The sequence below is a fragment of the Pseudomonas sp. Root562 genome, from assembly GCF_001427125.1.
Lineage (GTDB): Bacteria > Pseudomonadota > Gammaproteobacteria > Pseudomonadales > Pseudomonadaceae > Aquipseudomonas.
The window spans coordinates 217067-229598 of sequence record NZ_LMGK01000012.1; the positions used below are offsets into that span (position 1 = coordinate 217067).

Here is a 12532-nt window from a genome sequence, read left to right on the forward strand (position 1 = left end):
CGCTCGACTGCGCAGCAATCGCAAAATCGCCGGATACGATACACCTGAATCTCGGTCGCAGATTTGGGGGCTGCTTCGCAGCCCAGCGGGAGCAAGCTCCCTCGCCACAAAAGCACGGCTACCGCGACCAACCCTAGCCAATCCGGGTCCAACAAGCGAGGCTGGCGCGATATGCATGCTCATTGGCAAGGATCGCAGCCACGCTTCGATTGTTCGCTTGAGGGGCCGCGGACAGACTTGAATCCTCAGCGCCGCCACGGCGCTCACTGTGAGGAATCGTCCATGAGCACCACCATCGCCGGGATCAAAATCCCCGACAGCGCACTGGTCAAAGCAACCACCGAATACATCCGCGACATCGAATCCGACCTGCTCTACCACCACTCGCGCCGGGTGTTTCTGTTCGGCGCGCTGAGCGGTGAGCGCAAGCAACTGGCCTACAACCCGGAGCTTCTGTATGTCGGCGCGATGTTCCACGACCTGGGCCTGGTGGAAGGTTACCGCAGTGACAACGAACGCTTCGAAGTCGATGGCGCCAACGCGGCGGCGGCGTTTCTCAAGCCATACGGGCTGAGCGAAGACGATATCGAGCAAGTCTGGTTGTCGATTGCCCTGCACACCACGCCGGGCGTACCGCAGCACTTGCGGCCGACCGTGGCGCTGGTGACTGCCGGCGTCGAGATGGACGTGCTGGGGATGGACTACGCGGCGTTTTCCACTGAGCAGCGCGAAGCGGTGGTGCATGCGCATCCGCGGGGCGAGGGATTCAAGGAGTGCATCATCTGCGCCTTTGCCGACGGTTTGCGCCATCGCCCGCAGACGACGTTCGGCAACGTGAAGACCGATGTGCTGGTGGATCAGGAGCCAGGGTTCAAGCCGATGAACTTCGTCGAGGTCATCCGCAAATCACCTTGGATTGCCTGACCGCACATGATCGTTCCTACGCTCTGCGTGGGAATACAGCCCGGAACGCTCTGCGTCCCATCAAGAGCCGAACGCGGAGCGTCCGTTGAGGCGTTCCCACGCAGAGCATGGGAACGATCAAAGTCATTCGCAAATCCCTTTGGGTCACCTGACCGCACATGATCGTTCCTACGCTCTGCGTGGGAATGCAGCCCGGGACGCTCTGCGTCCCATCAAGAGCCGAACGCGGAGCGTCCGTTGAGGCGTTCCCACGCAGAGCGTGGGAACGATCATGGCATCGCTTCAGGCAGCTTCCGGCGCCTGTGCGCGTCGCACGTCCGGTTGTTTCCAAGAGTCGGCGGCGCTTTCTTCGATGGCTTGCTGGATCGCCCGCTTGCGGTTTTCTTCGGCACGGCGGCTGAAGAACCAGACCAGGAAAGTCACGATCGACACGGCCAACAGAATCAGGCTGGCCACGGCATTGATCTCCGGCTTCACGCCCAGTCGTACCGCCGAGAACACTTCCATCGGCAGGGTCGTGGAACCCGGGCCGGAAACGAAGCTCGCCAACACCAGGTCATCCAGCGACAAGGCGAACGACATCATGCCGCCGGCCGCCAACGATGGCGCGATCATCGGGATGGTGATCAGGAAGAACACCTTCCATGGCCGTGCACCGAGGTCCATGGCCGCTTCTTCGATGGACAGGTCCAGCTCACGCAAGCGCGCCGACACCACCACCGCCACGTACGCCGCACAGAACGTCGTGTGGGCGATCCAGATGGTGACGATGCCGCGTTCCTGCGGCCAGCCGATCATCTGCGCCATGGCCACGAACAGCAGCAACAGCGACAGGCCGGTGATCACTTCAGGCATCACCAGCGGCGCGGTGACCAGGCCACCGAACAGCGTGCGACCCTTGAAGTGGGTGATACGGGTCAGGACGAACGCGGCTAACGTCCCTAGTGCGACGGCTGCAATCGCCGTGTAGCAGGCGATTTCCAGCGAGCGCACCACCGAGCCCATCAGTTGCGTGTTGTCCATCAGGCCGACGTACCACTTGATCGACCAACCGCCCCACACCGTCACCAGTTTCGAGGCGTTGAACGAGTAGATCACCAGGATCAGCATCGGCAGATAGATAAACAACAGACCTACCACCAGCATCAGGCTGGAGAAACGGAAGCGTTTCATTCTTTACCCTCCATTTCCTTGGCCTGACTGCGGTTGAACAGGATGATCGGCACAATCAGGATCGCCAGCATCACCACCGCCAGGGCGGACGCCACCGGCCAGTCACGGTTGTTGAAGAACTCTTGCCAGAGCACTTTACCGATCATCAGGGTTTCCGGACCGCCGAGCAGTTCCGGGATCACAAACTCACCCACCACCGGGATGAACACCAGCATGCAGCCGGCGATGATGCCGTTTTTCGACAGCGGCACGGTGATTTTCCAGAAGCTGTTGAAGGTGCTCGAACCCAGGTCCGAAGCGGCTTCCAGCAGACTCGTGTCGTGCTTCACCAGGTTGGCGTACAGCGGCAGGATCATGAACGGCAGATAGGAGTAAACGACACCAATGTAAACCGCGAGGTTGGTGTTGAGGATCTGCAGCGGTTCGTCGATCCAGCCCATGCTCATCAGGAAACCGTTGAGCAGGCCGTTGTTGCTGAGGATGCCCATCCACGCATAGACGCGGATCAGGATCGCGGTCCAGGTCGGCATCATGATCAGCAGCACGAGCACCGTTTGCAGCTCTTTGCGGGCGCTGGCAATGGCGTAGGCCATCGGGTAGCCGATCAGCAGGCAGAGGATGGTGCTGATCAGCGCCATCTTCAGCGAGCCGAGGTACGCGGCGATGTACAACTCGTCATCGCCCAGCATCGCGTAGTTGCCCAGGTTCAGCAGCAACTGCAGCTTCTGTTCGGCGTAGCTGTAGATTTCAGTGTACGGCGGGATGGCCACGTCGGCTTCGGCAAAGCTGATCTTCAGAACGATGAAGAACGGCAACATGAAGAACAGGAACAGCCAGATGAAGGGAACCCCGATGACCAACTGGCGGCCACCGGGAATTATTCGATTGAGACGGCGTTTGAATTTGCGCATGTTCATGAGCGAAGTACCACGCCGCTGTCGTCTTCCCAGTACACGTAGACCTGATCACCCCAGGTCGGACGCTGCCCGCGACGTTCGGCGTTGGCGACGAATGACTGCACCAGCTTGCCGCTTGGCAACTCGACGTAGAACACCGAGTGCCCGCCCAGGTAAGCGATGTCGTGCACCTTGCCGCTGGACCAGTTGTACTGGCAGGTCGGCATGTCGGCGGTGACCAGCAGTTTTTCCGGACGGATCGCGTAGGTCACCGACTTGTCCTGTACCGAAGTGCTGATGCCGTGGCCGACGTAGATCTGCCGGTCCAGGTCTTTGCAGGTGATGATCGCGTGGCCTTCGGCGTCGTCGATCACTTCACCTTCGAAGATGTTGACGTTGCCGATGAATTCGCAGACCAGGCGACTGGTCGGGGTCTCGTAGATGTCGATCGGGCTGCCGATCTGGGCGATCCAGCCCAGGTGCATGATCGCGATGCGCTCAGCCATGGTCATGGCTTCTTCCTGGTCGTGGGTCACCATGACGCAGGTCACGCCGACGCGCTCGATGATCTCGACCAGTTCCAGCTGCATTTGCGAACGCAGTTTTTTATCCAGTGCGCCCATCGGTTCATCGAGCAACAGCAGCTTCGGCCGCTTGGCCAGGGAACGCGCCAGTGCCACACGCTGACGCTGGCCACCGGATAACTGATGCGGCTTGCGCTTGGAGTACTGGGTCATTTGCACGAGCTTGAGCATGTCGGCCACACGGGCGTCGATTTCGGCGGCTGGCAGTTTGTCCTGCTTGAGGCCGAAAGCGATGTTCTGCGCTACGGTCATGTGCGGGAACAGGGCGTAGGACTGGAACATCATGTTGATCGGCCGCTCATACGGCGGCATGTCGGTGATGTCTACGCCATCGAGGAAGATGCGCCCCTCCGTGGGCCGTTCGAAACCTGCGAGCATGCGCAGCAGGGTGGATTTGCCCGATCCCGAACCGCCGAGCAGGGCGAAAATCTCGCCTTTCTTGATTTCCAGGGACACATCGTCCACGGCAATCGTCTCGTCGAACTTCTTCGTGACCCGGTCGATTTTGACCAACACCTGTTTAGGTGACTGGTCGCCCTCGAGGGCTTTCTTATAGGCGCCGGAGGCAACTGCCATTTACGAAACTCCCAAAAAAAAAGAGTGCAGTTCGCTCAAGGTGAGCCAACTTTGGATAGTTTGAGCCTTGAAGCTATTTGCCCGACTTGACCTTGGTCCAGCTGCGGGTCATCAAACGTTGAATATTCGGTGGCAGCTCGATGGACACGTAGGTCTTGTCGAGCACGGCCTGCGGTGGGTAAACCGCTTCGTCGGTGCGAATGGACTGTTCCATCAGTTTGTCCGACCCGGGGTTAGGGTTGGCGTAGCCGACGTAATCACTGACCTGGGCAATAACCTCAGGTTTGAGCAAATAGTTGATGAACGCGTGGGCCTGCTTGACGTTGGCCGCATCCTTGGGGATCGCCAGCATGTCGAACCACAGCGCACCGCCTTCCTTGGGAATCGAGTAGGCGATGTTCACGCCTTTCTTGGCTTCATCGGCGCGGTTCTTCGCCTGGAACATGTCGCCGGAGAAACCGATCGCGACGCAGATATCACCGTTGGCCAGATCCGCAATGTATTTGGAGGAGTGGAAGTAGGTCACGTAAGGCCGTACCGCCAGCAACTTGGCTTCAGCCTTCTTGTAATCTTCAGGGTTGGTGCTGTTGGCGTCGAGGCCCATGTAGTTGAGCACCGTCGGCATCATTTCATCGGCCGAATCGAGGAACGCCACACCGCAACTTTGCAGCTTCTTGATGTTTTCAGGTTCGAAGACGGCGGCCCACGAATCGATCGTGTCGACCCCCAGCACGGCCTTGATCTTGTCGACGTTGTAACCGATGCCGTTGGTGCCCCATAGATAGGGCACGGCATACAGGTTGCCCGGATCGTTTTGCTCCAGACGCTTGAGCAGCACCGGGTCGAGGTTCGAGTAGTTCGGCAACTGCGACTTGTCGAGTTTCTGGAACGCGCCAGCCTTGATCTGCTTGCCGAGGAAGTGGTTCGACGGCACGACGACATCGTAACCGGTACGCCCGGCAAGCAACTTGCCTTCCAGGGTCTCGTTGGAGTCGAACACGTCGTAAACCGGTTTGATCCCGGTCTCTTTCTGGAAGTCGGCCAGCGTGTTCTCGCCGATGTAGTCCGACCAGTTATAAATATGCACAGTACCGGCGGCCTGGACACTGACGGCAAGCGTCAGCCCGGCGCCGACCAGCAGGGCATTGCGCAACAAAGAAAAAATAGGCAAGTGGAGGTCCTCTAAAATGAGTTGGGCCCAAGTTGCCCCGCGTTACATGACAGCCATGGCTGTATGGCAACAAAACCGGCGCGCAACTTACCCTCGAAAAACCGTTCCAGCAAAACTTTCTGTCATTTAATTAAACCTGTTGCCGCCACCGCGCAGACGACGACAACAGGTTCTTGCTTCAAACCGGCTTACTTACCGGATTTGATCTTGGTCCAGCTGCGGGTCAGGATCCGCTGGGTCGCGGCCGGCAAGTCGGCAATCGCGTACAGCTTGGCCAGCACATCGGCCGGCGGGTAGATGCCCGGGTCGGCTGTGATTTCTTTCTCAACCAGCGGCGTGGCGGCCGCGTTGCCGTTCGGGAAGCGTACGGCGTTGGTGATTTCGGCCATGATTTCCGGCTTCTGCAGGAAGGTCATGAACTTGTAGGCGCCTTCGACGTTTTCGGCATCTTTAGGGATGGCGACCATGTCGTAGAAGCTGCCGGCGCCTTCTTTCGGAATGTTGTAGCTGACTTTCACCTTGTCACCGGCTTCGGCAGCGCGTGCCTTGGCCTGGTAGATGTCACCCGAGTAACCCACGGCCACGCAGATGTTGCCGTTGGCCAGGTCCGAGATGTACTTGGACGAGTGGAAGTAACCAATCGAAGGACGGATTTTCAGGAACAGCGCTTCAGCTTCGGCCAGTTGTTTCTTGTCCTGGCTGTCGGTTGGATAGCCCAGGTAGTGCAACGCCACCGGAATCATCTCGGTTGGCGAATCGAGGAAACTGATACCGCAGGATTTCAACTTCGCAGCGTTTTCAGGTTTGAACAGCAGGTCCCAGGAGTTGGTCGGCGCGTCGGCACCCAGTGCAGCCTTGACCTTCTCGGCGTTGAAACCAATACCGATCGAACCCCACATGTACGGGAAGGCGTGTTCGTTGCCCGGGTCGCTGACCGATACGGCCTTGAGCAAGTCGGTGTTCAGGTTCTTCCAGTTGGGCAGCTTGGACTTGTCCAGCTTCTGGTAAACACCTGCCTTGATCTGCTTGGCCAGGAAGTTGTTGGACGGTACGACGATGTCGTAGCCGGACTTGCCTGCCAGCAATTTGGCTTCCAGGGTTTCGTTACTGTCGAAAACGTCGTAGACCACTTTGATGCCCGACTCGTCTTCAAACTTCTTGACGGTGTCCGGAGCGATGTAGTCGGACCAGTTATAGACGTGCAACACCTTGTCGTCCGCCTGAACCGCGCCCGCCATAATGCCCATCAGGGACATGGCGAGAAGAGTCTTGCCAGCAAGCTTTTTGCCTAATGCCTTCATGCGTTAATGCTCCAAATTTTTCTTTTTTGAACCACTTTGTTCAGCGGCCGAACCCCGACAACTGGAACCGCGGCTAGTCTGGCAAGATCCGAGGCGGTCTTTCAAGAAAAGGCCAACCTTTCTGACTGCCCCGAGCGAAGGTGCCGCGGCGCCTTCGCTCAGAGCCTAGCACTTAGCCTTGCAACGCACTCAGGGTGAGGTCCAGACACTTGCGAGCTTTCGTTACCAGTTCGTCGATTTCCGCAGGCGTAATCACCAGTGGCGGCGCGATGATCATGGTGTCACCGACTGCCCGCATGATCAGGCCATTATCGAAGCAGAACTGTCGGCAGATCATGCCCACTCCCTTGCCTTCGTAGCGCTTGCGCGTGGCCTTGTCCTGAACCAGTTCGATGGCCCCCAACAGACCCACCCCGCGAACTTCACCCACCAGCGGATGATCGTTCAGTTCCCGCAGACGCTTTTGCAAATACGGTGCCGTTTCGGTCTTCACGCGTTCGACAATTTTCTCGTCGCGCATGATGCGGATGTTTTCCAGCGCCACCGCGGCAGCCACCGGATGACCGGAGTAGGTGAAACCGTGGTTGAAGTCGCCGCCCTCGTTGAGGACTGCCACCACTTCGTCACGCACGATCAACCCACCCATCGGGATGTAGCCGGAAGTCAGGCCCTTGGCGATGGTCATCATGTCGGGCTTGAGGTCGTAGAAATCGCTGCCGAACCACTCGCCAGTGCGTCCGAAACCACAAATCACCTCGTCGGCCACGAACAGGATGTCGTATTTGGCGAGGATTTCCTTGATGCGCGGCCAGTAGCTGTCAGGCGGAATGATCACGCCGCCAGCGCCCTGGATCGGTTCGGCAATAAAGGCACCAACGTTGTCGACGCCGACTTCCAGAATCTTCTCTTCCAGCTGATTGGCAGCCCAGATCCCGAACTCTTCAGGCGTCATGTCACCGCCCTCAGTGAACCAGTAAGGCTGCGCGATATGGACGATGCCCGGGATCGGCAAGTCGCCCTGTTCGTGCATGTAGGTCATGCCGCCCAGGCTGGCGCCGGCCACGGTGGAACCGTGATAGCCGTTCTTGCGGCTGATGATGACTTTCTTGTTCGGCTGGCCCTTGATTGCCCAGTAGTGGCGGACCATGCGCAGCATGGTGTCGTTGCCTTCGGAGCCGGAACCGGTGAAGAACACGTGGTTCATGCCTTGCGGCGCGATGTCGGCGATGGCCTTGGCCAGTTCGAGTACTGGCGGGTGCGCGGTCTGGAAAAACAGGTTGTAGTAAGGCAGTTCGCGCATCTGTTTGCTGGCGGCGTCTGCCAGTTCTTCACGACCGTAACCGATTGCCACACACCACAGACCGGCCATGCCGTCGAGAATCTGGTTGCCCTCGCTGTCCCACAGGTACACGCCCTTGGCGTTGGTGATGATCCGCGGGCCTTTCTCTTTCAGCTGCTTGAAATCGCTGAACGGGGCCAGGTGGTGATCATTGCTCAGGGTTTGCCATTGGCGGGTTTGCGGGTTGTTGCTGGTCATGTGAATCTCCTAAAAATCCAGGTGAAGGCGCGCCGCGGGACAACGGCGGCGCCCGGCGTATCAGACGGCAAAGAGCAGGAACTCCCGTTCCCACGAACTGATCACGCGCTTGAAGTTTTCATGCTCGGCCCGCTTGACCGCTACGTAGCCAGTGATGAAGTTGGTGCCCAGGTACTTCTCGATGGTTTTGCTGTTTTCCATGCGTTCCAGTGCGTCTTCGATGGTCAGCGGCAAACGCAGGTTACGGCGCTCATAACCACGGCCGACTACCGGTGCGCTCGGGTTCATGCCTTCGACCATGCCGATGTAACCGCACAGAAGGCTAGCGGCAATCGCCAGGTACGGGTTGGCATCGGCGCCCGGCAGGCGGTTTTCAACCCGGCGGTTTTGCGGCCCGGCGTCCGGAACGCGCAGGCCCACGGTGCGGTTCTCTTCGCCCCACTCGACGTTGACCGGCGCCGACGTGTCGGGCAGGAATCGGCGGAACGAGTTGACGTTGGGTGCAAACAGCGGCAGCAGCTCGGGAATGAGTTTCTGCAAGCCACCGATGTGGTGCAGGAACAACGAACTCATGGTCCCGTCTTCATTGGAGAAGATGTTTTTGCCGGTCTCGATGTCGATGATGCTCTGGTGCAAGTGCATGGCACTGCCCGGCTCACCGGTCATTGGCTTGGCCATGAAGGTGGCCGCCACGTCGTGCTTGAGCGCGGCTTCGCGCATGGTGCGCTTGAACACCAGAATCTGATCAGCCAGGGACAAGGCATCGCCGTGACGGAAGTTGATTTCCATCTGCGCCGTGCCGTCCTCGTGGATCAGCGTGTCGAGATCCAGCTCCTGCAATTCACACCAGTCGTAGACGTCTTCGAACAGCGGATCGAATTCGTTCGCCGCCTCGATGGAGAAAGACTGGCGACCGGTTTCCGGGCGGCCGGAGCGGCCGATCGGCGGTTGCAACGGGTAGTCCGGGTCGTCGCTGCGCTTGGTCAGGTAAAACTCCATTTCTGGCGCCACGATCGGCTGCCAGCCCTTGTCGGCATAGAGTTTCAGGACTTTCTTGAGCACGTTGCGCGGCGACAGCTCGATCGGGTTGCCTTGTTTGTCGTAGGTGTCGTGGATAACGATAGCGGTCGGCTCGATGGCCCAAGGCACCACATATACCGCGCTCTGGTCGGGGCGGCAGATCATGTCGATGTCGGCCGGGTCGAGCAGCTCGTAATAGATGTCGTCTTCGACGTAATCGCCCGTCACGGTCTGCAACAGCACACTTTCTGGCAGGCGCATGCCTTTTTCGGCGATGAATTTGTTGGTCGGCGAAATCTTGCCCCGGGTGATCCCGGTCAAGTCGGCGATCATGCATTCGACTTCTGTGATCTTGTGGTCTTTCAACCAATCGGTGAGCTGGTCGAGGTTGTTACTCATAAATGCCTCTAGGCTTTGAGTTTCCTGACTCTTGGGAGTCAGGCGATAGTTGACGCATCGGCGTCGCGTTGAAATACGGGTTTGCGACAGGCTATCGTGTTCTTCGCGCTCCGCAAGGCAAATGCCAGGCGTGCAGAATCGCGAGCGGTGCCCTGCGCCATGGCTGAGCTGCTATTGTGAATCGGTTCTATATTGAATGGAGTAACCGTAATGGGGGTGCCATCAGGGCCGTCCAGAATATCGGACGGGAACAGCCGAACCGTCAGGGACGTGAGGTTCGCCGGCAGGGCCGAAGCTGCCGGGACCGCGGTGCGCACGCAAGTGTCGCCACTCATGTGATAAGCATGCAGACCGATCTGTCTTGAGCAGTCGGTGACGCCGATTATCGGCAGGCGAGACATGAAGCACCCCGGTATTATTGCTGTTATGGGTTTGATTCGAGCTTAGCCTTGTTCATTTTTTTACACAACACCCCCGTAAAAAATACAACACGGCCCGCTCAAGCCCGCGGGCGCCATCGAGGCCAAGGACATAAAAACGCCCCAAAGTGCCTCAAAAAAGCCACACGAGCGCTTTTTTAGGGCAAAAAAGGCCTCGCTTGACTTCGGCATGCCGTTCGGGTTGACTGGAAACCGAAAAGATCAATGATTGATATTTTTAACAACAAAGGTGTTGCATCATGTCGGTACCCCCGCGTGCCGTTCAGCTTAACGAAGCGAACGCGTTCCTTAAGGAACATCCTGAGGTTCTGTACGTTGACCTTCTGATTGCGGATATGAATGGTGTGGTGCGCGGCAAGCGCATCGAACGCACCAGCCTCCACAAGGTTTACGAGAAAGGCATCAACCTGCCGGCCTCTCTATTTGCTCTGGATATCAATGGCTCTACGGTGGAAAGCACCGGCCTGGGCCTGGACATCGGTGATGCTGACCGAATCTGCTATCCAATTCCCGATACCCTGTGCAACGAGCCATGGCAGAAGCGCCCGACCGCGCAACTGTTGATGACCATGCACGAACTCGAAGGTGACCCTTTCTTCGCCGACCCGCGCGAAGTGCTGCGACAGGTGGTGACCAAGTTCGATGAGATGGGCCTGACCATCTGCGCCGCGTTCGAACTGGAGTTCTACCTGATCGACCAGGAGAACGTGAACGGTCGTCCGCAACCGCCCCGCTCGCCGATTTCCGGCAAACGCCCGCATTCGACACAGGTCTACCTGATCGACGACCTCGACGAGTACGTCGACTGCCTCCAGGACATTCTGGAAGGTGCAAAAGAGCAAGGCATCCCGGCCGACGCCATCGTCAAGGAAAGTGCCCCGGCGCAGTTCGAAGTGAACCTGCACCACGTGGCCGACCCGATCAAGGCCTGCGATTACGCCGTCCTGCTCAAGCGCCTGATCAAGAACATCGCCTACGACCATGAAATGGACACCACCTTTATGGCCAAGCCTTACCCGGGCCAGGCGGGCAACGGGCTGCACGTCCACATCTCGATTCTCGACAAAGATGGCAAAAACATTTTTGCCAGTGAGGATCCCGAGCAGAACGCCGCACTGCGTCACGCGATCGGCGGTGTGCTCGAGACCCTACCGGCGCAGATGGCTTTCCTCTGCCCGAACGTCAACTCGTACCGTCGTTTCGGCGCACAGTTCTACGTGCCGAACTCACCGTGCTGGGGCCTGGACAACCGCACCGTAGCGATTCGTGTGCCGACCGGTTCATCCGATGCCGTGCGCATCGAGCACCGCGTGGCCGGTGCCGACGCCAACCCGTACCTGCTGATGGCTTCGGTCCTGGCGGGCGTGCACCACGGCCTGGTCAACAAGATCGAGCCGAACGCACCGGTGGAAGGCAACAGCTACGAGCAGAACGAGCAAAGCCTGCCGAACAACCTGCGTGATGCACTGCGCGAGCTGGACGACAGTGAAGTGATGGCCAAGTACATCGATCCGAAATACATCGATATCTTCGTCGCGTGCAAAGAGAGCGAGCTGGAGGAGTTCGAACACTCCATCTCCGACCTTGAGTACAACTGGTATTTGCATACCGTGTAAGCGCTTGCAGTAAAAAAAGAACGCCGCAGGCTGATAAGGCTTGCGGCGTTTTTTTATGGCCGCCTGCGGCGGATCGCTGGCAAGCCAGCTCCCACAGGTTTTGTTAATGAACACAAGATGTGTGGTCGGCAACAATCCTTGTGGGAGCTGGCTTGCCAGCGATGGCGGCCGAGGAGACAACACACAACCCTGCTCGTACAATGCCCGCTGCCCCGCAGGAGACTTCAATGACACGCGTAGCCACCGTTCGCAAACCACGCGCCCGCAGCCAGGCGCGAATCGATTCGATCCTCGATGCCGCCCGCACCTTGCTGGCCGCCGAGGGTGTGGCCAGCCTGTCGATCTACAGCGTTGCCGAGCGGGCGGAGATCCCGCCCTCCTCCGTCTACCATTTCTTCGCCAGCGTACCGGCCTTGCTGGAAGCACTGACCGCCGACGTCCACGCCGCCTTCCGCGCCTGCCTGCAAGCACCCATCGACCACGACGCGCTGAGCGGTTGGCGTGACCTGTCGCGGCTGGTGGAACAACGCATGCTCGACATCTACGGCGAGGATGCCGCCGCCCGCCAGCTGATCCTGGCGCAACACGGCCTGACCGAAGTCACCCAGGCCGACCGCCAGCACGACATCGAACTGGGCGACCTGATGCACAAGCTCTTCAATCACCACTTCGAACTGCCGAAACTGCCGGATGATGTCGATGTGTTTGCCCTGGCCATGGAGCTGGGGGATCGAGTGTACGCGCGCTCGGTGCAACAGCACGGGCAGATCACACCGCGCATGGCCGAAGAAGGGATGCGGGTGTTTGATGCGTACCTGGGGCTTTATTTGCCGCCCTATTTACCAAAGCGCGAAGTGCTTTGATCGTTCCCACGCTCTGCGTGGGAATGCCTCTT

11 protein-coding genes are annotated in these 12532 nt (G+C 58.8%); 3 read left to right on the forward strand and 8 right to left on the reverse strand.

Going from position 1 to position 12532, the window contains the following annotated elements:
* Positions 1-282: 282 nt before the first annotated feature.
* Positions 283-924 (forward strand): HD domain-containing protein, encoded by a 642-nt coding sequence (locus tag ASD60_RS11090; protein ID WP_056854045.1) that lies wholly within the window; start codon positions 283-285, stop codon positions 922-924.
* Positions 925-1206: 282 nt separating this feature from the next.
* Here the strand turns inward: ASD60_RS11090 and ASD60_RS11095 are convergent, their stop codons facing one another.
* From ASD60_RS11095 to ASD60_RS11130, 8 genes are all read right to left on the reverse strand, one after another.
* Positions 1207-2097, reverse strand: coding sequence for an ABC transporter permease subunit (locus tag ASD60_RS11095; protein ID WP_056854046.1), 891 nt, complete (start codon positions 2095-2097; stop codon positions 1207-1209).
* Positions 2094-2975 carry an ABC transporter permease subunit gene (locus tag ASD60_RS11100; protein ID WP_177434609.1) on the reverse strand — a complete coding sequence of 294 codons (882 nt, stop codon included), beginning with the start codon at positions 2973-2975 and terminating at the stop codon, positions 2094-2096. Before ASD60_RS11100 ends, ASD60_RS11095 begins: the two co-directional genes overlap by 4 nt.
* A gap of 35 nt (positions 2976-3010) precedes the next feature.
* Positions 3011-4153 carry an ABC transporter ATP-binding protein gene (locus ASD60_RS11105; RefSeq protein WP_056854048.1) on the reverse strand — a complete coding sequence of 381 codons (1143 nt, stop codon included), beginning with the start codon at positions 4151-4153 and terminating at the stop codon, positions 3011-3013.
* A 73-nt stretch (positions 4154-4226) separates the two neighbouring features.
* Positions 4227-5324, reverse strand: a complete 1098-nt coding sequence (locus ASD60_RS11110; protein WP_056854049.1) for a polyamine ABC transporter substrate-binding protein — start codon at positions 5322-5324, stop codon at positions 4227-4229.
* 188 nt (positions 5325-5512) lie between these two features.
* Positions 5513-6625 (reverse strand): polyamine ABC transporter substrate-binding protein, encoded by a 1113-nt coding sequence (locus tag ASD60_RS11115; protein ID WP_056854050.1) that lies wholly within the window; start codon positions 6623-6625, stop codon positions 5513-5515.
* A 172-nt stretch (positions 6626-6797) separates the two neighbouring features.
* The gene (locus ASD60_RS11120) at positions 6798-8162 is read right to left on the reverse strand and encodes an aspartate aminotransferase family protein (protein ID WP_056854051.1); all 1365 of its coding nucleotides are present in this window, start codon (positions 8160-8162) and stop codon (positions 6798-6800) included.
* Positions 8163-8222: 60 nt separating this feature from the next.
* Positions 8223-9581, reverse strand: coding sequence for a glutamine synthetase family protein (locus tag ASD60_RS11125; protein ID WP_056854052.1), 1359 nt, complete (start codon positions 9579-9581; stop codon positions 8223-8225).
* A gap of 38 nt (positions 9582-9619) precedes the next feature.
* Positions 9620-9982 carry a gamma-glutamyl-gamma-aminobutyrate hydrolase family protein gene (locus ASD60_RS11130; RefSeq protein ID WP_056854053.1) on the reverse strand — a complete coding sequence of 121 codons (363 nt, stop codon included), beginning with the start codon at positions 9980-9982 and terminating at the stop codon, positions 9620-9622.
* A gap of 278 nt (positions 9983-10260) precedes the next feature.
* Here ASD60_RS11130 and ASD60_RS11135 point away from each other — a divergent pair, with 278 nt between their 5' ends.
* Both ASD60_RS11135 and ASD60_RS11140 read left to right on the forward strand, forming a co-directional pair.
* A complete protein-coding gene (locus tag ASD60_RS11135) occupies positions 10261-11637 on the forward strand; it encodes a glutamine synthetase family protein (protein WP_056854054.1) in 1377 nt (458 codons plus the stop codon).
* Positions 11638-11864: 227 nt separating this feature from the next.
* Positions 11865-12500: a TetR/AcrR family transcriptional regulator gene (locus ASD60_RS11140; RefSeq protein WP_056854055.1), complete on the forward strand. Its 636-nt coding sequence runs from the start codon at positions 11865-11867 to the stop codon at positions 12498-12500.
* Positions 12501-12532: the final 32 nt, after the last annotated feature.